This is a genomic window from Massilia sp. Root351, from assembly GCF_001425045.1.
In the GTDB taxonomy this organism is placed as follows: Bacteria; Pseudomonadota; Gammaproteobacteria; order Burkholderiales; family Burkholderiaceae_D; genus Rugamonas.
This window is the reverse complement of record NZ_LMDJ01000023.1, coordinates 169,271-192,545: the sequence shown is the minus strand read 5'-3', so window position 1 is coordinate 192,545 and position 23,275 is coordinate 169,271. Positions and strand designations below refer to the sequence as shown.

At 66.0% G+C, this 23,275-nt stretch carries 16 protein-coding genes; 8 read left to right on the top strand and 8 right to left on the bottom strand.

Annotated features, from left to right (window positions below; genetic code table 11):
* Positions 1-45: 45 nt before the first annotated feature.
* Positions 46-1,104 carry a LacI family DNA-binding transcriptional regulator gene (locus ASD15_RS18020; protein WP_057156386.1) on the bottom strand — a complete coding sequence of 353 codons (1,059 nt, stop codon included), beginning with the start codon at positions 1,102-1,104 and terminating at the stop codon, positions 46-48.
* Positions 1,105-1,214: 110 nt separating this feature from the next.
* Between ASD15_RS18020 and ASD15_RS18015 the strand changes: the two genes are divergently transcribed.
* Positions 1,215-2,345 carry an endo-1,4-beta-xylanase gene (locus ASD15_RS18015; protein ID WP_057156385.1) on the top strand — a complete coding sequence of 377 codons (1,131 nt, stop codon included), beginning with the start codon at positions 1,215-1,217 and terminating at the stop codon, positions 2,343-2,345.
* Between the two features lie 70 nt (positions 2,346-2,415).
* Here the strand turns inward: ASD15_RS18015 and ASD15_RS18010 are convergent, their stop codons facing one another.
* On the bottom strand, positions 2,416-4,011 hold the full coding sequence (locus ASD15_RS18010) for a glycoside hydrolase 43 family protein (RefSeq protein ID WP_200953991.1): 1,596 nt from the start codon (positions 4,009-4,011) through the stop codon (positions 2,416-2,418).
* 114 nt (positions 4,012-4,125) lie between these two features.
* On the opposite strand from ASD15_RS18010, the gene ASD15_RS18005 reads away from it, so the two are divergent.
* Positions 4,126-5,796 (top strand): glycoside hydrolase family 43 protein, encoded by a 1,671-nt coding sequence (locus ASD15_RS18005; RefSeq protein ID WP_057156383.1) that lies wholly within the window; start codon positions 4,126-4,128, stop codon positions 5,794-5,796.
* Positions 5,797-6,004: 208 nt separating this feature from the next.
* Here the strand turns inward: ASD15_RS18005 and ASD15_RS18000 are convergent, their stop codons facing one another.
* From ASD15_RS18000 to ASD15_RS17985, 4 genes are all read right to left on the bottom strand, one after another.
* Entirely contained in the window at positions 6,005-7,990 is a 1,986-nt protein-coding gene (locus tag ASD15_RS18000; RefSeq protein WP_057156381.1) for a TonB-dependent receptor, read from the bottom strand.
* Between the two features lie 79 nt (positions 7,991-8,069).
* On the bottom strand, positions 8,070-8,393 hold the full coding sequence (locus tag ASD15_RS17995; RefSeq protein WP_157201003.1) for a hypothetical protein: 324 nt from the start codon (positions 8,391-8,393) through the stop codon (positions 8,070-8,072).
* 72 nt (positions 8,394-8,465) lie between these two features.
* Positions 8,466-10,118: an enterochelin esterase gene (gene fes / locus ASD15_RS17990; RefSeq protein ID WP_229418249.1), complete on the bottom strand. Its 1,653-nt coding sequence runs from the start codon at positions 10,116-10,118 to the stop codon at positions 8,466-8,468.
* A gap of 17 nt (positions 10,119-10,135) precedes the next feature.
* Positions 10,136-12,148, bottom strand: coding sequence for a TonB-dependent receptor domain-containing protein (locus ASD15_RS17985; protein ID WP_057156746.1), 2,013 nt, complete (start codon positions 12,146-12,148; stop codon positions 10,136-10,138).
* Positions 12,149-12,246: 98 nt separating this feature from the next.
* Between ASD15_RS17985 and ASD15_RS17980 the strand changes: the two genes are divergently transcribed.
* A complete protein-coding gene (locus tag ASD15_RS17980) occupies positions 12,247-13,281 on the top strand; it encodes an AraC family transcriptional regulator (protein WP_057156376.1) in 1,035 nt (344 codons plus the stop codon).
* A gap of 143 nt (positions 13,282-13,424) precedes the next feature.
* Positions 13,425-13,607 (top strand): DUF3606 domain-containing protein, encoded by a 183-nt coding sequence (locus ASD15_RS17975; RefSeq protein WP_057156374.1) that lies wholly within the window; start codon positions 13,425-13,427, stop codon positions 13,605-13,607.
* Here the strand turns inward: ASD15_RS17975 and ASD15_RS17970 are convergent.
* Together ASD15_RS17970 and ASD15_RS31815 are read right to left on the bottom strand one after the other, a co-directional pair.
* Entirely contained in the window at positions 13,591-15,405 is a 1,815-nt protein-coding gene (locus ASD15_RS17970; RefSeq protein ID WP_057156372.1) for a DUF885 family protein, read from the bottom strand. The genes ASD15_RS17975 and ASD15_RS17970 overlap by 17 nt on opposite strands.
* 102 nt (positions 15,406-15,507) lie before the next feature.
* On the bottom strand, positions 15,508-16,638 hold the full coding sequence (locus tag ASD15_RS31815; RefSeq protein WP_162249916.1) for a CBS domain-containing protein: 1,131 nt from the start codon (positions 16,636-16,638) through the stop codon (positions 15,508-15,510).
* Positions 16,639-16,969: 331 nt separating this feature from the next.
* Here ASD15_RS31815 and ASD15_RS17960 point away from each other — a divergent pair, with 331 nt between their 5' ends.
* From ASD15_RS17960 to ASD15_RS17945, 4 genes are read left to right on the top strand one after another with little or no spacing between them, the layout of a single operon-like run.
* Complete coding sequence (locus ASD15_RS17960; protein WP_057156370.1) at positions 16,970-19,390, top strand: TonB-dependent receptor; 2,421 nt, start codon at positions 16,970-16,972, stop codon at positions 19,388-19,390.
* A 16-nt stretch (positions 19,391-19,406) separates the two neighbouring features.
* On the top strand, positions 19,407-20,441 hold the full coding sequence (locus ASD15_RS17955; protein WP_057156368.1) for a LacI family DNA-binding transcriptional regulator: 1,035 nt from the start codon (positions 19,407-19,409) through the stop codon (positions 20,439-20,441).
* 22 nt (positions 20,442-20,463) lie between these two features.
* The gene (locus ASD15_RS17950) at positions 20,464-21,237 is read left to right on the top strand and encodes an SDR family NAD(P)-dependent oxidoreductase (RefSeq protein WP_200953990.1); all 774 of its coding nucleotides are present in this window, start codon (positions 20,464-20,466) and stop codon (positions 21,235-21,237) included.
* A gap of 17 nt (positions 21,238-21,254) precedes the next feature.
* The gene (locus tag ASD15_RS17945; protein ID WP_057156367.1) at positions 21,255-23,270 is read left to right on the top strand and encodes a DUF4962 domain-containing protein; all 2,016 of its coding nucleotides are present in this window, start codon (positions 21,255-21,257) and stop codon (positions 23,268-23,270) included.
* Positions 23,271-23,275: the final 5 nt, after the last annotated feature.

The window sequence follows — 23,275 nt, the reverse complement described above, 5'->3', positions numbered from 1 at the left end:
ATTTCAGTCTATTCCTTTGCAAGGCAACTTGTCAAGACGGCTTTTTCAATAAGCGCGGGCAGGCGGCCGGATCCGGGGCGGCGCGTCGGACTGGCGCCGGATCAGCGTGAAGCCGATGGACAGCTGCTCGGTGGCGCCCGGCTGCTGGCTGCGCTGGGCCTGCACCTGGCGCACCAGGCACTGCACCGCCGCCTCCGCCATGGCCGCTGTTGGCTGGCGCACGGTGGTCAGCGCCGGCCAGATCGTCATGGCCAGCGCGGTGTCATCGAAGCCGGTCACGGTCAGGTCGCCCGGCACGTCCAGCCGCAGCCGGTGCGCCACCGCCACTACCGCCGCAGCCATGTCGTCGTTGCTGGCGAAAATCGCGGTCGGACGGTCGCGCAGCGCCAGCAGCTGTTCGGCCGCGTCCAGCCCCGACCGGTAGTTGAACAGGCCCGGCACCACCAGCTCGGGCGCCAGCTGGCCGCCGAAATCGCGCAGCGCGGCCTGGTAGCCGGCCAGCCGCAGCGCGCTGCAGGACTGGGCCGGGTTGCCCATCACGAAACCGATGCGTTCATGTCCCAGTTCGATCAGGTGGCGCGTCATTTCGTAGGCGGCGCCGTGTTCATCGATGCTGACGGCGCTGGCGCGGCTGTCGGGCTGGCCGCAGGCCACCACCACCAGCGGCACGCCGGAATTGACCGCCAGGTCGACAATCGGGGCGCGGTCGCACAGCGGCGGCGGCAGGATGATGCCATCCAGGTTGCTGTCCAGCAGGCGCTGCGCCTGCGTCAATGCCTCCTTGCCCTCCCCGCACTGCTCCACCAGCAACTGCACATTATTCAGGCTGGCCTGGTTGAGCAGGCCAAGCAGGAATTCCGCGAGGTAGGCGCCGCTCGGTTTGCTGTACAGGAAGCCGACCCGTATCGGCTTCAGGCCGGCGATGGTGCGCGCTTCCGGATTGGGCGCGTAGTTCAGCGCCGCCACCGCTTCGGCCACCTTCTTGCGGGTGCTGCCGCGCACGATGTCTTTACCGTTCATGACGCGCGACACCGTCATGGGCGACACGCCGGCCAGCCTGGCCACGTCGATCATATTCGGACTGCGTTTGGAATCTGGGTGCATTCAGGCTGTTTCCTGCGAAAATGGTTGATATAACATGATAAGCCGAAATAGAATAGATTGCGCTATCATTCCGCACTAAACGCCGTTATAAAATCTAACAAAGGAGACACATGACTACGCGACGCAACACCTTGCACCTGCTCGGAGCCGCCGCCGGCGCCCTGCTGCTGCCGCCATCGGCCCTGGCCGAAACATTGGCCGCCCCACCCGCACCCGAGCCGCTGAAAGACATCGCCGCGAAAAAGGGCATGCGCTTCGGTAATGCGCTTGGCAAGGTGGGCGGCCCTGCCTACCGCCAGCTCATGGCCCGCGAGTGCAACATGATCGTAGCCGAGAACGAGACCAAATGGCCAGCGCTGCAGCCGCGTCCCGGCCCGCACCAGTTCGCGGTGCCGGACGAAATGTTCGCCTGGGCCAAGAAGGAAGGCATGGCGATCCGCGGCCACACACTGATCTGGCAATCGCCGAAATGGCTGCCGGACTGGGTCAGCGCCTACGACTTCGGCGCCCAGCCCAAGCAGGCCGCCGAGCGTTTGCTGGGTGAGCATATCAAGGCCGTGTGCGGCCACTTCGGCAAGGACATCGTCAGCTACGACGTGGTGAACGAGGCGGTCGACCCGGCCACGGGCCGGCTGATCGAGAACGTGTTCAGCAAGCGCCTGGGCGCGCTGGACGAGATCGACCTGGCCTTCCGGCTGGCGCACGAACATGCGCCGCACGCGCAGTTGGTCTACAACGACTACATGAATCCCGGCGCGGGCAGTGCCAAGCATCGCGCGGGCGTGCTCAAGCTGCTGGCCGACTTGCGTGCACGCGGCACGCCGGTGCATGCGCTCGGCCTGCAAAGCCACATCGGCGATTCGCTGCCGCCCGCCGACACGGCCGCCAGCAGTGAGTGGCGCAAGTTCCTGGACGAGGCGACCGGCATGGGCTACGACTTGCTGATTACGGAGTTCGACGTGAACGACCGCAAGCTGCCGGTGGATTTCGCCAAGCGCGATGCGGGTGTGGCCGCCCTGGCGCGCGACTACCTCGACCTGACGCTGAGCTATCCGCGCTGCCGCGACCTCCTGCTGTGGGGCATGGCCGACCACGTGAACTGGCTGCAGACGTGGAAGGAAGCGGCGCGCACCGACGGCAAGGCGCAGCGCCCTGCCCCCTTCGACGACCAGCTGCGCGCCAAGCCGCTGCGCGAAGCTATCGCCAAGGCGCTGCGCGACATGCCGCAGCGCGCCGCCTGACCCGGCAGCCGCGCCGCCCAGGCCTGCCGCAAAGCGCAGGCCTGCCACAACTGCCTGGCCGCGCGCGGCCTTAGCTCTGCGGCGGCGCCTCGGCGCGGGTGAACTCGAAGCTGTCCACGTCGAGGAAGCCCGCGCCGGGTTTCGGGTTGTAGCAGAACAGCGCAAACTGCTGCCCCTGGAACGTGCCGGTTCGCCAGTCATAGGCCAGCTTGAAGCTGCCGCCCAGGCCGTGCCACTGCTTGCCGTCCACGCTGTACGCCACCTCGGCCAGATTGGTCTTGAAGTCCATGTCCGTGCGCAGGTGGATCCTGCCGGCCGCCAAAGCCGATGTCGCCGGCAAAGGCAGCGACGGCACCCGCACATCCGACTGCCTGCCCGCCGCCGTATCCTCGATCACCTCCATGCGCAGCGACAGCTTGCCCCCGGCGCCGCCCACCACGGCGATATGGCCGTTGAACTTGCCCAGCGTGCCGAAGCCGCACACGTCGCCCTCCTTCAGATTGGCCACGTCGAGCGATACGACGCCACGGCTCCACGGCCCCTGCCCTTTCTGCGTCAGCGTATTGCGCGCGGTCCAGAACTCGGTCGCCTCGGTCGGCTTCAAGCGCAGGAAGCCCGGCCGCTCGCCAAGCGACCAGCGGCTGTCGACCGGGTTGTGGTTCCACTGCCACTGGAGCCCCAGCCGCGGCGCGCTGAAATCGTCCGAGGCGGCCAGCGCCAGTACCGGCCGGCCTTGTACTGGCTTGGGCGCCACCGCAGGCACGCGGCCCGGCGCCTCCTTCGTGCCCCACACGGGCCAGCCATCTTCCCAGAACACCGGACTGATATTCGTCATGCGCCCGATCGGCCCTGCGTCCACCATCACGAAACCATACCAGCCGCCGTCCGGCAGATCGACGATGGCGCCCTGGTGACCGCCGCTGCGATCGTCGATCTGCGGGCGCGTCTCCCAAGGTCCTTGCAGGCTTTTCGCGCGCGACACCACCAGCGCCAGTTTGGAAGGCAAGGCATTAAACAGGTAGTAGTACTCGCCGCGCCTGACCAGCTTCGAGCCTTCGGCCCCCTTGTAATAGTGGATCTTGCGCGCATCCGTCACCTTGGAGAAATCGCCGCTGAGCGTCAGCAGTGTGACCGTGCCGTCCCAGCCGCCGGAGCTTGCGATATAGGCCTTGCCATCCGGTTCAATGAACAAGGCCGGGTCGAAGGCCGGGCGGTCCAGGGTATGGTAGGCCCACGGCCCCTTGATATCCTTGCTGTAGTAGATACGCGTGTTCTGGTTGACCGGCGTTACCGCCACGTAGAACATGCCGGCGTGGTGCCGCAGGCTGGCGGCAAACATGCCGTGGCGGTAGGCGCCGCCCTGCTTCAGGTCGAAGCGCTCATCGCCGTCCAGCCGTGGCACCAGGTGCGAGGCGAAGGCCCAGTTCACCAGGTCTTTCGAGTGCAGCAGCGTCAGGCCGGGACTGTTGGCGAAGGTGGTGGTGACGAAATAGAAGTCTTCGCCCACGCGGATGATGTCCGGGTCCGGGTAGTCGGCGTACAGCGGCGGGTTGGTGTAGCTGCCATTGCCGTTGTCGGCGGCGGCGGCGGGCAGTCCGGTCAGGCTGCCCAGGCAAAGCGCAGCCGTCCATGCGGCAGCGGCGCCGCGGCAAAGTCGATTCATCATGTCTCCTGTTGACGTCTTATGCCGAATCCGGCAGGATGCTAATGGTAGCGCTATTCATTATGATATACGCTATGGTAGACGTCAAAAACTTACAATAACAGCGAGACAACAACAATGAGACAACAACGCCTGGCGATCATCCTCGCCGCCGCCCTGGCCGGTACAGCCGCGAGCGCACACGCCGCAGAGGCACGCTTCGAGCGCTTCAGCTACGAAGGCCACGCGCAGGAAAGCGCGCAGCCGGCCGCCAACGAATTCCGCAACCCCATCCTGTCTGGCTACTACCCGGACCCGTCGGTCACCCGCGTGGGCGACGATTACTACCTGATCAACTCCTCGTTCACGAATTATCCCGGCCTGCCGGTGTTCCACTCGCGCGACCTGGTGAGCTGGAAGCAGATCGGCAACGCCATCAGCCGTCCCGGCCAGTTCAACTTCCAGGGTCTGCGCTCCTCGCGCGGCATCTACGCGCCGGACATCTCGCACAACAACGGCGTGTTCTACGTGGTTACCACCTGCGTCGACTGCGGCGGCAACGTGGTGATGACGGCCACCAATCCGGCCGGCCCGTGGTCCGATCCCAAGCCCGTGAAGTTCGGCGGCATCGACCCGTCCATCTTCTGGGACACCGACGGCAAGGCCTACATCGTGAACAATGGCGATCCTGTTGAAACCCCGCGCTACGACGGCCACCGCGCGATCTGGGTGCAGGAGTTTGATCCGAAAACGCTCGCCATGGTGGGCGAGCGCACGCTGATCGTAAACGGCGGTGTCGACATTTCCACCAAGCCGATCTGGATCGAGGGACCGCACTTGCTGAAGCGCGGCGAGTACTACTACCTGACCGCGGCCGAAGGCGGCACCGGCGACCAGCACTCCCAGGTGGTGTTCCGCTCCACCAGCGTGCGCGGTCCGTTCGTGCCGTTCGAGCACAACCCCATCCTGAGCCAGCGCTCACTGGACGCCAGCCGCGCCAACCCAGTGACCTCGGCCGGCCATGCCAAGTTCGTGCAGACGCAGAGCGGCGAATGGTGGGCCACCTTCCTGGCCACCCGCCCTTACGGCCCGGACTTGTACAACATCGGCCGCGAAACCTTCTTGCTGCCGGTGACATGGCAGGATGGCTGGCCGGTGGTGCTGGAAGCGGGCAAGCGCATTCCGTTCACCGTTCCCAAGCCGGCTATTCCCGGTTTAGGCACCGGCGTCCGGCCGGCCCAGCCTTTCACCGGTGATATCAGCTATACGGACGAATTCAGCGGCAGCACCCTGTCGGACCAATGGATAGGCGTACGCACGCCGGCCACCCCATTCTACAAACTGGACAAAGGCCAGCTGGTACTGACGCCGGGCGGCCGGCTGGGCGACCTGAAAAGCACGCCATCTTTTATCGCGCGCCGCCAGCAGCACCACATCACCACCGTATCCACCACGCTCAGCTTCCGCCCCGTACACGACGGCGACCGCGCCGGCCTGCTGGCCTACCAGAGCGACGAGTCCCATCTGTTCTACGGAATAAGCCGCATCGGCGGCAAGAATGTGCTGGCCCTGTACACCAGGGCGAAATCGAATGAGGATGTGCTGGTGGCCAGCGCGCCGCTTGCGGGCGACACCGCGACGTTGACCTTGAAGGCAGATGGCGGCAGCATGGCGTTCAGCTATACCATCGGCGGCAAGACCAGGACACTGGCGGACAAGCTGGACGCCACGTTCCTGTCCACCCGCAAGGCGGGCGGATTCGTCGGCACCATTATCGGCCCCTACGCCTGGCAAGCGGCGCAAAACTGAGCACGGGGGTGCGTGCTAGAATGGCGGCCCTTTCAGGCAGTCATGCACACCCCCCATGCTTTCGCAGTCTTTTACGTACTGGTCGGCCCTATTGCTGCTGCCGGTGTTCATTGCCTTTGGCATCTGGTCCTGGCGCGGCATCGCTAAATACCGGGCCAGGAAAGCGCCGCGCTCGGGCAGTTACACCAAGCGCAGGCCCAAGCGCTGATCAGAACTTGGTGCGCACGCCCAGCACGATATTGCGGCCCGGCAAAGGCGCGATATCCTTCAGCACCGAGGTCGACATGCGGATCTCGTCGTTCAGCAGGTTCTTGGCCAGCACAAACCAGGTGACGTCCTGCGAGCCGAGTTTCTGCGTGTACGAAAAGTTCGCATTGACCTGGTTGTACGACGCGGTCGGCGTGGTCTCGAACGACGCCAGGCGGTCCTGGCCGTTCGCGTGCACCAGCGACAAGCCGCCGCGCCATGCGCCTTCGCGGAAGCCGACGCTGGCGCCGAAACGGCTGGCCGGCTGCAGCGGCAGGTTGCCCGCGTTATCCAGCTTGCCCTTCGAGGTATCGGCGAACAGGCGTCCCGACCAGCCGCTGCCCTGCGCGTTATAGGTGATTTCGGCTTCCGCGCCCTTGATGGTGGCGTTGGCCTGCTCAAAGATGCGCTCGCGCAGTTCGTCGCCCGGGTTGCCTTCCTCGTCCAGCAGCTGGCCCGTGATATGCCCGTAGATGAAATCGCGCACCTTGTTGCGGAACAGGTTGGCCTTCCAGCGAACCAGGCCCGTGGTCTTCTGCACGCTCAATTCGATGTTGCGCGAGGCTTCCTTCCTGAAGTCCGGGTTGCCGATGTCGAAGGTGACGGTGGCGTCGTGCGGGCCGCCGGAGTACAGCTCTTCCGTGGCCGGTGCGCGCTCGGCGTACGAGAAGGTGGCGCCTGCGCCATAGCCTGGCGCGAAGGTCCACAACGTGCCGAGCGAGCCAGAATTCAAGTTGAAAGCGCGGTCCTGGCCGGTCACGGGCTTGCGCTTGACCGATTCCACGCGGGCGCCGGCGCTCAGCAGGAACTCGCCCACCCTGGCTTCTTCCACCAGGAAGCCGGCGGTGGAAGTCGAATGCGTGACCGGCACGGTATCGGCCGCGCCTTCAGGGCTTAGCGCAGAGAAGTGCGTGTTTTCGGTCTGCACGCCGAAGGTGCCGCGCATGCCGGCGATCGGGTTGTGCGCCAGCTCGGCGCGGGTTTCCAGCGAGCGGTTGTTGAAGATCACCACAGGCGCGTTCTCTTCGTCCAGCTCCGCGTGTTCGTAGGAGGTGTAGCCGGCCTTGAACTTGAAGCTCTCGAAACCGTCGAACGGCTTGCGCACCAGGCTGTCGATATCGTAGCGGGTTTGCTTCTGGTCGATCTTCGAACCTTCATCGCTCGGGATGCCGTACACATTGTCCAGGCGCGACACGGAAGCGCCAACAAAACCCCAGTCCGCGATATAGGAACCGCCCAGGCCCGCGTTGCGTTCGCGCGTGGCCGAATGCGGCAGGCGGCCGGAAGCCGAGCCAGGGTCGTTGACCACGCGGTTTTCCGGAATCTTGTAGTCGTCCGCGTTGCGCAAGTTGCCGTCCACATGCAGCGCGAACTGGCCTACTGCGCCGTCGACGGTGCCGGACAGGTTCTTGCCGCTGTCGACGGTACTGTAGCGCGCTTCGACCTGGCCGGTCGGCTTCTTTTCCAGCGCGGTCGGGATGCGCTCGTTGACCACGTTGACCAGGCCGCCGATGGCGCCCGAGCCGTACAGCAGCGCCGCAGGGCCGCGCAGGATTTCAACCTGGCGCGCCACCGCGCCTTCGGCCGCCACCGCATGGTCGTTCGACAGGCCGGACACGTCCGACACCGCCATGCCGTTCTCCAGCATCTTGACGCGCGCGCCTTCCATGCCGCGAATGATGGGACGCGAGGCGCCGGCGCCGAAGGCCGAGGCGGACACGCCCAGTTCCTGCGACAGCGTATCGCCCAGCGAGCTGCCCATCTTGTCGCGCAGCTCGTCGCCGGCCAGCACTTTGGCAGGAGTCAGGATCTGGTCGCCCTCCGCCGTTTTGAAGGGGCTGGCGGTCACCAGCACTTTGGGAATGGCCGCGTCGGTGGACTGGGCAACAGCGGCGGACGAAATGGCGGACAGGACCGCCGTAGCGATCAGGGTACGGGTGAAAATCATATGAACCTCTAAAACAAAAAAGACGTGAAGCGGCTGCGCGCCTTCCTGGCGCGCATGCCCGACTGGGAGTGTTTTTTTGTCAGAGGACCGGGGGAGCCCGGGATTGGAATACAACGGTGGCAAGGCGCTCGCGCACCTGCAGCAACAGCTGCGCCGGCAAGGAAGGCCTGCTGTCGGGCGCCTTGAAGCGCAGCAGCGGGCTGCTGACGGCGAACGCCAGTTCCGCGGCGGCCACGCATTGCAGGCAGATGTGGTCGACCAGCGTGGCTTCCGGTGCGGCGCTGGCCGAGGCCAGCATTTCGCCGCCAACGGCCTTTTGTATCGGCGCCCAGTGCGTATAGCCGTGCGACAGCGCTACCTGTTGCGACATCAGCAACAGGTAGGCAATTAGCAGGGGCAGCATACGGCGTAGCACGTCGGTCAATTCGCTGGGATGGAAACGGCGTATTTTAACCGCGATTCAACGTTTAGTGCTTCACCTTTTGCCTATCATCTCTATCAGGCCATTCGCCAGGCTACCGCGCCAGTGGTAATAGTCGTGGCCCGCCGCGTATTCGCGGTGCGCCACCGCGTAGCCCTTGGCGCGCAATACATCGCGCAAATGGCGGGTGGTATCGACAATGCCGGCGCCGCCATTGCGGCCGGTTTCGAACTGCCCGGCCTCCAGCAGAAAGCGCAGCGGCGGCCGGCGCGCAGCGGCACGCAGGTCCACGAACTGGCGGGTCAGCCACTCGGCGTCCTGCTGCGGCGGCGCCCACCAGAACGAGCCGGACTGGCTATACACCTTGCCGAACAGTTCGGGATGCTTCAGGCCCGCATAGGCCGCCGCCAGCCCGCCATAGCTGGCGCCTGCGATCACCGTCTGCGCGGCCGGCGCATGCACACCCCGCTGGCGCGCCCACGGCATCAGTTCCTGCGACAGGAAGCGCGCGAACGCCGGGTTGGGCGGCAGCTCGGCCGAGCGCGTCTCGCCGCTGGGATTGGCGATCAGGATGGCGGCGGTGGGCGGCAAGGCGCCGGCGGCGACCAGGTTGTCCAGGATCGCCGGCGTGGGCACGTCGGTGGTGTAGTTCTCGGCGTCAAACAGCACGACCAGGGCGTTGCCCTTTGCACCAGGACGGTAGCCGTGCGAACGGTACAAGTAGATGTCGCGTTCGTTGCCCAGGTGTTTGCTGGCCAGGCGCAGCTTTTCCAGCCCGCCCTGCGGCACGCCGGCACGCGGCTGCACCCACTGCTGCGGGGGCGCAGCGGGCAGTTCCAGCACCGAGGCGCCGTCGTACTGGTCAAGCGGCCTGGCCGGAAAGCTGCGCGGGTTCAGCGGGTCGCGCTGCACCGTCGCGAGGATGGCGCGGCGGCGCTGCATGGCCGTGCCATTCAATTCCGGCACGTCCGGCGCCAGGCGGTAGCTCAGGCGGGTGCTGGCCGGCACCCGGTAGCTGCGGTACCACACGTCGCTGCCGCCCAGGCGCTGCATCTCATCGTGGTCCGACGATGGCGCGCCCAAGATGCGGACATTGCGCTGTGCGCCGCGCCACAGGAAGGTGAGCAGCAGTTCGTCCCTGGCCAGGGACGGGCTGATCTGCGGGCCGCTGCCAGCCGTTGCACCTGCCGTGCCTCCCTCGATCAGCGGCCCGCCCTGCGCTGCAGCTTCGGCCCAGAAAGCATCCGTGCCGCCGCCCTGCGCCAGTTGCTGCTGGAGCGCGCGCAGGCGCGGGCTGTCGATGGCCGGCGGCGGCGCCACCTGCTCCGCACGCGGCACGCGATGCTGCACGCTCAACTGGTAGCTGCCCGCTTCCGGCGCGCGCACGTCCAGCGCATACGGTCCACGGTCGCCCGCAACGAACATGAAGTCCTGGTCGTCGCGGCGGCCCTTGGCCAATATCTTGGCGCGCTTGCCGTCGCGGTCCATCAGCACCAAACGCATGCCCTTGCCCACCAGCCGCCCCTGCACAAAGTCGCCCTCGGCCAGCTGCAGCGGATGCTCGCGGTGCGTCTGCGCCTCCAGCGTACCGCCGAAGCTCGCCAGGCCGGCCCCAGTTTGCGCCCCCTCGGCCGCATGGGCCAGCGCCGGAGCGGTGGCCACCGCAGCCGCCAGCGCCACGGCGAGCATCGCGCGCGGCAATGTCATACGCGGATGCGTGTTCATCAGAATTTCGCCAACAGAGACAGGAATACGCGGCGGCCTTCCTCGTTGAAGTCGGCCGACGTGTCGCGCTGGCTGCCCTTGTCGCCCAGGTTCAGCACACCTGCGCTGACGGTCAGGTTCTTGTTCCAGCGGTAGGCCGCGTTCACGTCCGCCACGGTGTAAGCGCCCTTTTTCACCAGGTTCAGGCCGCTGGCAGGCACGTTCAGGTACTGTTCCCCGATGTAGCGCGCGGTGGCGGACGCGGTCCAGCTGTCGGCCGGACGCAGGTCCAGCGTCACGTTGGCGTTGTTCTTGGGCCGGTAAATCATCGGCAGCCCGATCGCGCCGCTGACGTTCTTCGCGTCCGTGTAAGTGTAATTGGCCCGAACCGACACCTGCGGCGAGAATTCCGCCCTCAGGCTGGTCTCCACACCCTTGGTGCGCACCTTGGCGATATTCTGATAGGCAAAGATCGGCCGCCCGTCCGGCAGGAAGCCGATGAAATTGCTGTACGACGGCGCCAGCTTGCGGTCCGCCGTACGGCTGGTGATGTCGATCATGTCCTTCAGGTCGTTGCGGAAGAACGTGAAACCGCCGCCCACCTTGCCGTAGTCGAATTGCGCGCCCAGTTCCTTGCTGGTGCTCGTTTCCGGCTTCAGCGCAGCGCTGCCAACAATGTAGCAGCCCACCGTGGCGCTGCCGCACGACACCGAACCCCAGTTCTGGCTGCCCTGCAGCAGCGTCGGCGCGCGGAAGGCGCGCGCCCAGCCGCTCTTGAGCGTGATGCCGGGCGTGGCGTGATAGACCAGGTAGGCGCGCGGGCTGTGGTGCGCGCCGAAGTTCTCGTGGTGGTCATAGCGGTCGCCGATGGTCAGCTTCAGGCCGTCGCGCAGCGCCACTTCATCCTCCACGAAGGCCGCGTACTGGCTCAGCTTCACCGTCGGATTCTGGCGGTAGCCGGGCGTGCCCGGCAGGCCGGTCACGTTGGCAGGGTCGAACAGTTTCTCACGCCGCAGTTCACCGCCCACGGTGATGGTCTGGCGGGCCGCGTCCCACGGCAGCACCAGCTTGCCGTCCAGGCTGTTGTTGTTGGCCTTGTTCGGATTGACCTGGCCCGTCACGGTACCCACCAGGTTGCGCGTCTCGTCCGCGTTCAGCGTGACCTCGGAGCGGCCGAAATCGTAACGCCCCTGGTGGCTGAGCGCGCTGGCGTGGCGTTCCAGGATGAAGCCGCCGTGGTCGCGCCGGCTGGTGTCGTAACCCAGCTTCACGTCCTGCCCGGCCGCCGGCATCCACGACAGCGCGCCGCCGAACTGGCGGTTGGCGATCAGCGGGAAGCCCGGCTGCGTCACGCCGTTCACCGGCGCATTGACCTTGCCGTCCCCTTCGCGCTTGTCGTACCCGGCCGACACGCGCAGGCCCAGCACGTCCGCAATCAGCGGGCCGCTGGCGCTGAAGCTGGCCGTGCGGGTGTCGCCCTGCGCATCGTCGCTCGGCAGCACGGTGTCCAGCTTCATGGAGCCGCGCCAGGTCTTGCCCACTTTGCGGGTGATGATGTTGACTACGCCGCCGATGGCGTCCGACCCGTACAGCGAGGACATCGGGCCGCGCACGATTTCAATCCGTTCAATTTCCGAAGTCGGCACCCAGCCCGTGTCGTAATCGTTGCCACGGAAGCTCACGCTGGTGGCGTTTACGCGCTTGCCGTCCACCAGGAACAGCGTGTAAGCCTGGCCCAGGCCGCGCAACTGCACGCCGGGCACCGCATTGCCGCTGCGCGACAGCGACACGCCCTCAACCGTTCCCAGCAGCTCGGCCAGTTCGACCACCGGGCGCTTCTCGATGTCCGCCCGCGTCAACACTGAAATGCTGGCCGGCGCATCCTTCAACGTCTGTTCCAGGGAGGACGCGGTCACCACCACGGTGGGCATATCGGACTGTGCCACGGCAGGCAGGGCGAACGCGGCGCACAGCAGGCTGGCGAGCGGCAGCGGTACGGGGAATGTCGACGGGAACTTCGTTGGGGACTGCATTATCTTCTCCATGTGTGCAAATACGAATGATTCTTATTTCATAAAGACCGCCAGTGTGGCAGAATCTTGTCTAAGCAACATTTGCAAGGAAAAAGAAAATGTATGATTCGGCAAATAATGCGCCACCAGTGTGCGGCAGCACACGGTTTGTCACGCGGGCCGACCTGGTGCGTAGCGCCGGCCTGCTGGGCGCCGCCTACACCTTCAACAACAGCGCGCCCGCCGACGAGGAAGTGCTGCATGGCCAGTTCGACACGCTGCAGCTGCGCCCCGGCCTGATCCTGCACGCCGCCTGCGTGCGCGACCTGCACACCATGAACACCAGCAACCACTTAAATCCCGGCATCAAGATCGTGCTGCTGGTCGACGGCGCCACCGACCTCTCGTTCGGCCATCACCGCTTTCACCTCGGCCCGGCCACGGCTGATCCGCGCCAGCGCAGCGCGGGTGCGTTGGTCAACCTGGCCGAACAAGAGATGTTCTCGCGCCGCTGGCTGGCCGGCCGCAGCGAGCGCAAGGTCAGCCTCACGCTTACGCCCGAGTGGCTGGAGAACGGCGGTTTGCAGGGGCATGCCGCGCACGGCGCGCTGCAGTCCTTTCACGGCGAACACCTGGCACGCCAGCCGTGGACCGTGACGCCACGCGCCCGCGAACTGGCAAGGCAGATCCTGGCGCCGCAGGCGCTGATGCCCGGCCTGCAGCGCCTGCGCCTGGAAGCGCGCTGCATCGAATTGGCAGCCGAGGCGCTGGCGGCGGTCGGCGCCCAGCAGGCCACGGCGGCAGCCAAGCCAGCCCTGCGCGAGCTTGACCTGCGCCGCCTGGCGCGCCTGGAGGAATTGCTGCGCAGCAGCTGCGGCGCCGATTTGTCGATGCAGGGCATAGCCCGCGAGCTGGGCACCAATCCGGTGTCGCTGCAGGCGCTCACCCGGCGCGCGTGGGGCGTCACGGTCTTCGAACGCGTGCGCCAGCTGCGCATGCAGCGCGCGCACGCACTGCTGCAGGGCGGGGCCAGCGTGGCGCAGGCGGCGGACGCGGCCGGCTACTCGGCGGCCTGCAACTTTTCCACCGCGTACCGCCGCCACTACGGCAGCCGGCCGCGCGACGCGCGCCTTGGCGACAACGCTGCGGCATAACGCAGGGCGCCGCCGCAGCGCCATGGCAGCGGCGCCGCGCTCCGCAGTGGGCCGCAAGATTGAATTTCCCGCCAGTGTGCGTTATCGCACAGAGCGGCAGCGCCTGTCCGGCTATAGTGATGCCCCAAAAAACAGGAGCACACATGGCGGAAAATTTAGTCGATTTGTTTCAGCGGGACCGCTCGCGTATCCACGTGGAAAAAGAATGGGAAGTGGCTTACTGGAGCAAAAAGCTCGGCGTGCCGAAGGAAACCCTCGTTGAGATCGTCAACGAGGTCGGTCCGGTAGTCGAGAACGTGGTGCGGAAGATCAAGAGCCTGCACTAGCACCCGCAGTCGCCGCCTGGCGCGCCAGCCAGCGGTCCACTGCCGCTTCCAGCACGCTGAGCGGCACGGAGCCGTGCGACAGTACTTCGTCGTGGAAGGCGCGCAGGTCGAACTTCGCGCCTAGCTGCTGTTCAGCGCGCGCGCGCAGTTCGCGCAGCTTCAGTTCGCCGATCTTGTAGCTCAGGGCCTGGCCCGGCGCGGCGATATAGCGTTCCACCTCCTGCACCGCCACCACCTCGTTCTGCGGCACATTGTCGACGAAATAGGCGATGGCCTGCTCGCGCGTCCAGCCCTTGGCGTGGATGCCGGTGTCGACCACCAGCCGCACCGCGCGCCAGATCTCGGCCGACAGGCGGCCGCACCATTGCCACGGATCGTCGTACAAGCCCATCTCCTGGCCCAGCATTTCGCTGTACAGGCCCCAGCCTTCGCTGAAGGCGCCAGTACCTTCATTGCGGCGGAACGCCGGGAAGCCGGTCTGTTCCTTGGCCAGGCTGATCTCGAAATGGTGGCCTGGAATCGCTTCGTGCAGGAAGAACGCCACCGTGGTGAAGCGGGTGCGCGTTTCCGGCTTGTAGGCGTTGTAGTAGAAGATGCCGGGACGCGAACCGTCCGGCAGGCCCGCGAAGTACTGGGCCGGCGCGGCGCTCACTTCGCGAAACGATTCCACCGGGCGCACTTCGAACGGGGTGTTCGGCATCTTGCCGAAGAACTGCGGCGTCTTCGCCTCCACCCGCGGACGCAGGCTTTCGTAGGCGGCCTGGATCTGCTCGCGGGTGCTGAAGCGCTGCTCCGGCGCGGTGTTCAGGTGCACGAAGAACTCCTTCAGCGTGCCCTGGAAGCCGACGCGCTGCTTGGCTTGCTCGAACAGCGCGCGGATGCGGGTCACCTCGTTCAGGCCGATGGTGTGGATCTCCTCGGCGGTGAGCGCGGTGGTGGTCGAACTGCGCACCTTGGAGTCATACCACGCCTTCCCTTCCGGCAGCGCACCCAGGCCCACGGTCTCGCGGCTGGCCGGCAGGTAGGTGTCGCGCATGAAGGCCAGCAGGCGCTGGTAGGCTGGCGCAATCTGCTCGCCCACCAGCTTCGAGTAGGCGGCCGTCAGGCGCGCCTTGTCTTGCTCGCCGAAATCCTTGGGGAACTGGCGCACCGGCGCCATGTAGACGCTCTTGGCCAGGTCGGCGGTGCCCAGGTTCTCCAGCTGCGGCAGGATCTGCCTGGTGACGATTTTGGGCTGCACCACGCCGCGCGCCATGCCGGCGCGCATGTCGGCGATCATGCCGTCCACCGCCGGGGCAAAGCCGGCCGCGCGCGCCAGCCAGTTGTCGTAATCCTTCACCGTGGCAAAGGGCTGCGCCAGCTTGCCCGAACCGAGCTGCGCGAACAGCAGGTGCAGGCTGAAGGTCTGGTTGATGGGCGTGAGCTGCGACGGGAAGCGCATATCGTCCAGCGACTGCTGCAGCTTGTAGCGCAGCAGATCGTAGCTGATACGGTCCTCGGCGCCCAGCCTGGCTGGATCGAATTCGGCGGTGCGGGCCAGGTATTTGTCGGCCAGGCGCTTGCGCTCGGCCAGTGCTTCCCTGGACGTGATGGGGCCGAAGCGGTCGTTGTAGCGGTTGTCGCCGTTGAAGGTGGCGGACAGCGGATTCGCCTTCGAGTACTCTTCCCAGTACTCCGCGTAGATCTGGTTCATTTTTTCCGGCGTGGCCGGGACGGCAGGCTTGGCGGCGTGGCCGGCAACGGGCACAAAGGCCAGCAGGCCGGCGCTGAGAAAGAGGCTCGAGAGTGATTTTTTCATGGATGGACCGGTAAGTGAGCTAACCGGTCAATATTTACACAAAACCACTTTTCTGGATAGGCCTTCAGGCGACGGCAAGCCCGCCGGCGCGCGCAAACAGGCTCACGCCGTCTCGACCGGATAGCCTACCGTCTGCGCCAGCATGACCCGCTGCCCGCTACCCAGCCCCATCAGCGCAGCCAGTTCGGCAGCATCGAACCAGCCGCGCGCCACCGTGGCCATGCCTTCGGCAGCGCAGAACAGGTACACGTTCTGGCTGATGTGGCCCGCATCGAATGCGGCGTGCAGCAGGCGCTCGGCGTGGTCCTCCGCCGGCAGCCGGGCCAGGTTGGCCACGTACAGCAGCGTGACCGGCGCGCTGGCGGGATAGTCCTGCTTGCCGGTCGCAGCGCGGATGTCGGCCCGGCCGCACAGCAGCAGGGCCGGCGCGTCCGGGTCGTAGCGGTACCAGCCGTTGGCCGTGGCCACGTAAATGTCTATCTCCTGCGCATTGGACACCGACGGCGCGGTGCGGCCGCGTTCCGACGCCCGGTTGATGCCGAAAGCCGCCCACAGCAGGCGCGACAGCCGATAGCGCGGCAGCTCCCTCGGGCTGAAGGCGCGCTGCGAACGGCGCAGCTTGAACGTGTCGATCAGGCCCAGGCCCAGCGCGCCGATGTCCGAGTCCATTTCGAGCGCGGCCGTCTCCACCAGGCTCACCGTACCGTCACCGTCCGCCATGTCGGTTTCAGCCTCGTCACTCCCGTCCGCAGCCGGAGCGGCCGCCGGCACCAGGCGCAGCAGCGCTTGCAGCAGGTTGGCCCGGCTCACCATACCCTCCAGCCGTCCGTCGCGCAGCACCGGCACGCGCTGGATGCCGAACTCCTCCATCAGCGCCGCCACTTGCTCGAGCGGGGTGCCGGGCGCCACGCAGACGGCGGCCGCGCTCATCACCTCGCCGACCAGCGCGCCGCGCTTGCCGCTGTCATTGCCGCCGCCCCTGGCGCGCAGCAGCGCGAGCCAGGGCGGCAGTGCCGCGCCCTCGCCCAGCTCGGCGCGGCGCAGCAGGTCGCCCTCGCTCAGCATGCCGACCAGGCAGCCCTGCGCGTCCACCACCGGCAGCCCCCCCAGGCGGTGCTTGAGCATCAGGCCGATGGCGTGCTGCACGCCCGCTTCCGGCCCGACCGTGATGAGCAGGCGGGCCATGACTTCGGCAGCGGTCAAGGCCGCCGCACCCGGTTGTTGCGTGCGCATAGTTCTATCCTCCTTCATATGGTCGCCGTGCAAGTGCCGGCGCCGCATACTATGCAGGGAGGCGCGGCCGGATTCTTTGATCTGGATCAAAGCGGCCGCTACCAGCACTCGCCGCAACGTGCATGCGCGTGGAAACAAAATTGTTGTTGACTTCAAACCGCATTGGTTTAAGCTTACTGCAACGTTACAGTAAATCGTTTTACCAAGTGCCGTCGGTGTAAGACCGCCGGACTTTGACAAGACGCGATGGCTATATTTTTTTGCCATTTACTGTAACGTTACAGTAAATCGATACAGTTCTGACTTATAAAACCGATAACGGAGACAAGAGATGACTGGTAAACAGTGGCAGGCCGCAATCCGGCACCGCCCGACCCCGATAGCGGCAGCGGCGGCGCTGCTGGCCCTGGGCATCGCCGCGCCGGCGCAGGCGCAGCAAAACCCGCCCGCAGGCGAACAATTGAAGCTGGAAACGGTGGTGGTGTCCGCCAACCGCCGCATTGAAAAACTGGAGGACGTGCCGCAGTCCATCACGGTGCTGGGCGAAGAGTACGTGCAGCGCAACAACGTGCGCGAATTCAACGATATCGTCAACCTGTCCCCCGCCCTGTCGATCTCGGTCGGCACCCAGGTCGGCACCAACAGCATCAATATGCGCGGCATCGGCACCACCTCGAACAACCTGGGCATCGAAGGCGACATCGCTGTCATCATCGACGACCTGCCCTACGCCCAGGCGCAGCAGGCGTTCAAGGACCAGTCCGACGTGTCACGCGTGGAAGTGCTGAAGGGACCGCAAAGCACCATGTTCGGCAAGAGCGCCATCGCCGGCGCGGTGGTGATGACCACCAAGCCGATCGGCGCCGGACCAATGAAGACCAACGTCAGCCTGTTCAAATCCAGCGACGACGAATACCGCGCCTCGGCCGCCCTCAGCGGCCGCCTGTCGGACGACGTGGCCATGCGCCTGTTCGCCAGCAAGACCAACTTCCCCGGCCTGCTGAACAACCTGACCACCGGCCGCAAGCAAAATGGCTCCGGCGGCAAGAGCTTCATCACCAAGTTCCTGTGGAAGGTAAACAGCGACCTCGATGTGCTGGTGACGCCGCATTACGATCACTCGCTTTCGACCGGCAACACCGCCGCCATCACCTCCATCGATCCGGGCGTGGGCTACCTGTACAACAAGAACTACACCGCCCTGTCCAATACCGAGGTGTTGCGCGGCATTAACGTCAGCCGCTACAACCGCGACATCCGCAACGATTCGCCCACCGGCCTGGAAGCGACCAACCGCGGCATCGGCGTACGCATCAACTACCAGTTCCAGGACAGCTCGCCGCTGCGCGGCCACGCGCTCACTTCGATTTCGTCGGTGGTGAAGAACTTGTCCAACGACTTTCGCGACAACGACAATATCGACCTGATCTCCACCTTCTACCAGGTCAACCACCAGGGCAAGCCGTCCGGCATTTCCGATCCGCCGGAGATCAACGGTACCAGCGACAGCAAGACCTCGACCCAGGAATTGCGCCTGACCTCGCCGGACGAAGGCACGTTCCGCTACATCGCGGGCATCTGGATCGCACGCAACAGCCTGGAGCGCACCTACTATCGCGGCAATCCGTTCGTGAAAGAGACCAACTTCACCAACTACGAGACCACCTCGTCCAACCTGAACCGCGCCATTTACGGCAACAGCACCTGGGACTTCGCGCCGCGCCAGAAGCTGACCACGGGCTTGCGCGTGAACCGGGAATCGAACAACTACACCTTCCACACCATCGACAGCCTGTCGTCGAGCGCGCCGAACAATGTGCACACCGGCGAGAATTTCTACCGCGCGCCGCAGCACGACGAAACCGGCGTGACCGGCAAGCTGGCCTACAGCTATCACTTCACGCCGGACGTGATGGCCTACGGCTCGGCCGCCACCGGCCGCAAGGGCGTGGCCTACGACATGACCAGCGGCGCCAACAACGTCAACGTGTTCAAGCGGCTGCCGCTGCCGGCCGAAACGGCGGACAGTTTCGAGCTCGGCTTCAAGGCCAACCTGTGGAACAACCGCGCCACTTTCAACGCGGCCGCCTTCCGCACCCGCTTCCACGACTACCAGACCTCGGCCACCGAGCGCTTCTCCGACGGCAGCCAGGCCAGTGTGCTGTACAGCATACCGGCGTTGCAGACCAAGGGTTTCGAGGCCGACAGCACCGTGCTGCTCACGCGCGAACTGCAGCTGAACGCCAGCCTGGCTTTCACCCGCGCCACCATCCTGAACTGGACCCAGGGTCCGTGCTACAGCGGCGCCAAGGACTGCACGGTACCCAATCAGCTGGTGCCCGGCGCCTTCCTGCGCGACGCCAGCGGCGGCACCATGCCGAACGCGCCGAAGTGGAAGCTGAGCATGGGCGCCGACTACCGCGTTCCGCAGGGCTGGCTGCCGTTCAAGACCGCTTTCAACGTGCAGTGGCGCACCCAGTCGCGCGTGCAGGGCGCCATCAGCCAGGACCCGAGTTTGAACCGTCCGGGCTATGGTATCGTTGACCTGGGAGCATCCATGTCGGACGACAAAGGCAAGTACAAGCTCTCGATAGGCGTGAAGAACGTGGCCGACCATCACTACGCGTCGGGCAACGTCGGCTCCTTCCTGAACTTCAAGAAAACCTCAGGCCCGGACATCAAGTCGCTCGGCTGGCAGCCTGCGCGCGATGCCTTCCGCTACTTCACCGTCCGCCTGGATGCAGCATTCTAAGAAAACCAAGGAAACCATGAGCGAACCCAAAATTCAGGACGTGGCCCGCCTCGCCGGCGTATCCACCTCCAGCATTTCGAATTTTCTGAACAACCGGATGGGCCAGATGCGGCCGGACACCCAGCGCAAGATCCAGCAGGCGATCGAGCAGCTGGGCTACCGTCCCAACAGCGCGGCGCGCCAGCTCAAGACCGGCGTAGCGGCCATGGTCGGCCTGCTGGTGCCCTCGCTGGCCAACCAGTTTTTCGGTTCGCTCGCCTGCGCCGTGGAAGCGGCCGCCGCCCGCCACCACTGCCACGTGATGACCTTCAGCACCTTCCGCGATCCCGCCCGGGAACGCGCGGTGATGGCCGACCTGCTGTCCTACGGCGTGCAGGGCATCATCACCGGCTCGGCGCTGAGCGACACGGACCACCTGGCGGCCATGACAGCGCGCTGCCCGGTGGTAGCCTTCGACATCAAGCGCTCGGACGAACGGCATGACCGCATCGCCACCATCTCGGTGGACAACGCCGCCGCCACGGCAATGGCGGTGGAGCACCTGGTGGCGTTGGGGCATCGCTCCATCGCGCTGGTGACGCCGCCGCCCTACACGCTGAACCGCCAGGAACGCGTGAGCGGCTTCCAGCAGGCGGTGGCGCAGGCGGGCATCAGCGGCGAACTGGTGATTGCGGACGGCACCGAGGCGCCCAGCGATCCGCACGGCGACACGCAGCTGTTCGAACTGGGACGCAGCGCGGCGGCGCGCCTGCTGGCCGCGCCCGGCAAACCGACGGCGGCCATCGCCATCAACGACATGATGGCCATCGGCATCGGCATCGGGCTAAAGCAGCTGGGCAAGCGCATCCCGGAAGATTTTTCCCTGATCGGCATCGACGATATCTTCTTCTCGGCCGCACACGACCCACCGCTGACCACCCTGCGCCAACCCATCCAGGCCATGGCCGATGCGGCGGTGCAGCGCATCCTGGCGCCGTCGGCCGTGCCGGACGGGCAGCTGTTTGCGCCGGAGCTGATCGTCAGGGCGTCCACTGCGGCGCCGAAAAAATAACACCATCCAACTGGAGAGAGACATGACGGAATTGAATGCAAATGAGCTCAACGGCAAGCGCGCCCTGGTCATGGGCGGGGCCTCGGGCATCGGCAAGGCAACCTCGCTGGCGCTGGCGCAGGCCGGCGCCGACGTGGTGCTGACTTACTGGAGCAGCGCCGGCGAAGCCAATGCAGTAGTGGCGCAGATCCGCGCCATGGGCCGCCGCGCCCAGGCCATCAAGGCCGACCTGACCGACGCCGCCGTGGCCGAACAGGTATACGCCGAGGCCGAAGGGGCCATCGGCGAGATCGACGTCCTGTTCGCAAACATCGGTGGCCTGATCCAGCGCTGCCGCGTGGTGGACATGCCGCTGTCGCTGTGGAACGAATCCATGAACCTCAACCTGACCAGCACCTTCCTGATCTGCCAGGCCGCGCTAAAGCGCATGGAGCCGCGCAAGCGGGGCGTGATCGTCACCATGTCCTCGCTGGCCGCGTTCGACGGCGGCGGTCCGGGCTCGGCGCACTATGCCTCGTCCAAGGCGGCGGTGGCCACCTTCACGCGCGCACTGGCCAAGGAAGTCGGCCCGCTCGGCATCCGCGTCAACGGCGTCTCGCCCGGCCTGATCGCCACCCGCTTCCACGACACCTTCAACACCCCGGCCAACCGCCTGGCCATCGCCGAGCGCACGCCGGCCCGCCGCGAAGGCGAACCGGCCGACGTGGCCAACGTGGTGGTGTTCCTTGCCTCCGAACGCGCCGCCTTCCTGGCCGGCGAAATCATCCAGGTCAACGGCGGCCTCGGCCTCTACTGATCCGCCCGGGAGATCCCATGACACAGCAATTCACACGGCGCCGTTTTGTCGGCACCGCCGCCCTCGCCTTGCCTGCGCTCGGCAGCGGCGGCGCCCTCACCAGCCTGCCCGCCTTCGGCCAGGATTCGCGCGAAGCACTGGGAACCAGGCAGGGCAAGGCCAGCTTCGGCGGCGTGCATCCGCTGCAAACGCTGATGCAGCAGCATCCTGCCCCGCTGCGCCCGGAACTGCACGGCGTGCATCCGCGCATATTCACCACGGCGGCCGGTCTGGAACAGCTGCGCCAGCGCGCGCGCGGCAGCCACAGCGCCGTTTGGCAGAAGGCACTATCCGGCCTGGTGGCCATGCGCGCCGAACCGGAAGCCTCGCCGGCGCAAACGCGCCGCGCCCAGAACACGGTGGGCATCGGCATGGTGGGCGCTGCCCTGGCCTACAAGGTCGAAGGCGACCCGCGCTACCTGGAACGCGCCAGGGTTTACATGGACGCGGCGCTCAGCTATCCGGTATGGGGTTACACCTACAGCAAACCGGACATCGACCTGGCCGCTGGCCATCTGCTGTACGGCCTCGGAACAGCCTACGACCTGCTGTTCGACGTGCTGAGCGCAGAGGAGCGCACCCGCTACCGGGAGAAACTGGTGCGCCAGGCGCGCATCATGGCGGCGCACTTCACCCCAACAGCGGGGAAATCCTATTCGTACAGCCAGAACCACTGCTTCATCCCCATCGCCGGGCTGGCCGTGGCGGCCTACGCCGTGTTCGATGAAGTGCCCGAAGCGGCCGGCTGGGCCGCCCTGTCGCGCGCCATTTTCACCCGGGTGCTGGCGGTGGCGTCACCGGACGGCTATTTCTACGAAGGCGTGGAGTACTGGGTGTTCTCCATGCCGTGGATTATCCACGCGCTGGACGCTTTCGCGCATGCGGCCGGTGACGACATGTACGACCTGCCCGCGCTGCGCAAAGCCCACCTGTACATGGCGCATTCGATGACGCCCAACGGCCAGGACATCTTCGACTTCGGCGACGCCTTCGAAGGCCCGGTCACGCGTTCGCGCGTCGGCCACGAACCGGACCGCACCCATCCGGACGGCAAACTGCATTCCAACTACAACCTGCTGTACCGCCTTGCGCAGCGCTTCGGCAATCCCGAGGCGCAGGGTGTGGCGACGTGGATGCAGTCGCTCGGCCACGTCTGCGCGGAGGATTTCTGGTCCCTGCAGTGGTTCGACGACAAGCTGGCCGCCAAGCCGATGTCGGCCATCGCGCCACACCATCACTTCGACGACCTGGGCACCGTGTACTGGCGCAGCGACTGGAGCAGCAAGGCCACCGCCTTCGCCTTCCGGGCCGGGCCGCCCGAGGGCCACCATGCCGCCACGCTGATCGGCAAGATGCCGGACTGGCACCTGTCCATGGGCCACTCGCACCCGGACGCGGGCAGTTTCATCCTGTACGGCGGCGGCAGCTACCTGACCGGCCCGAAAGGCTACGCCGGCATCCCGAGCAGCAAATTGAGCAACACGCTGCTGGTGGACGGCCAGGGCCAGGCCAACGAGGGCGGCGGCCACGACGCCTTCCGCGACTACCCGTATGCGCGGCTGGACAGCATCCGCATCACCAAGCTGACGCTGGGCAGCGATCACGCCGACATCGTCGCCGACCTGAGCGGCGCCTACCGCCCCGAACTGGGCGTCGAGCGGCTGGAACGCCGCTTCAGCTTCGCGCGCGGCGCCTGGACCACCAGCGACACGCTGCGCGCCAGCAAACCGGTGGTGCTGACCGCGCAAGTACACGGCGACCGCGATATCAGGCAGGTGGCCGAACGCAGCTTCGTGGTCGAAGGCCGGCCGTCGGCGCTCAAGGTGGAAGCGCGCACGAAAGCGGTCAAGGCCGTGGTCGAGCCGGGCTTTGTCATCTCTGCCGGGCCGCCGGGCAATGTCGACAAGGGACCGAAGCAGCAGCGCGGCAACGTGCTGCGCATGTCGCTCCCACCCGGCAAGCAGGCAACGCTGGTCACCGGCATGAAATTCTGAGCGGG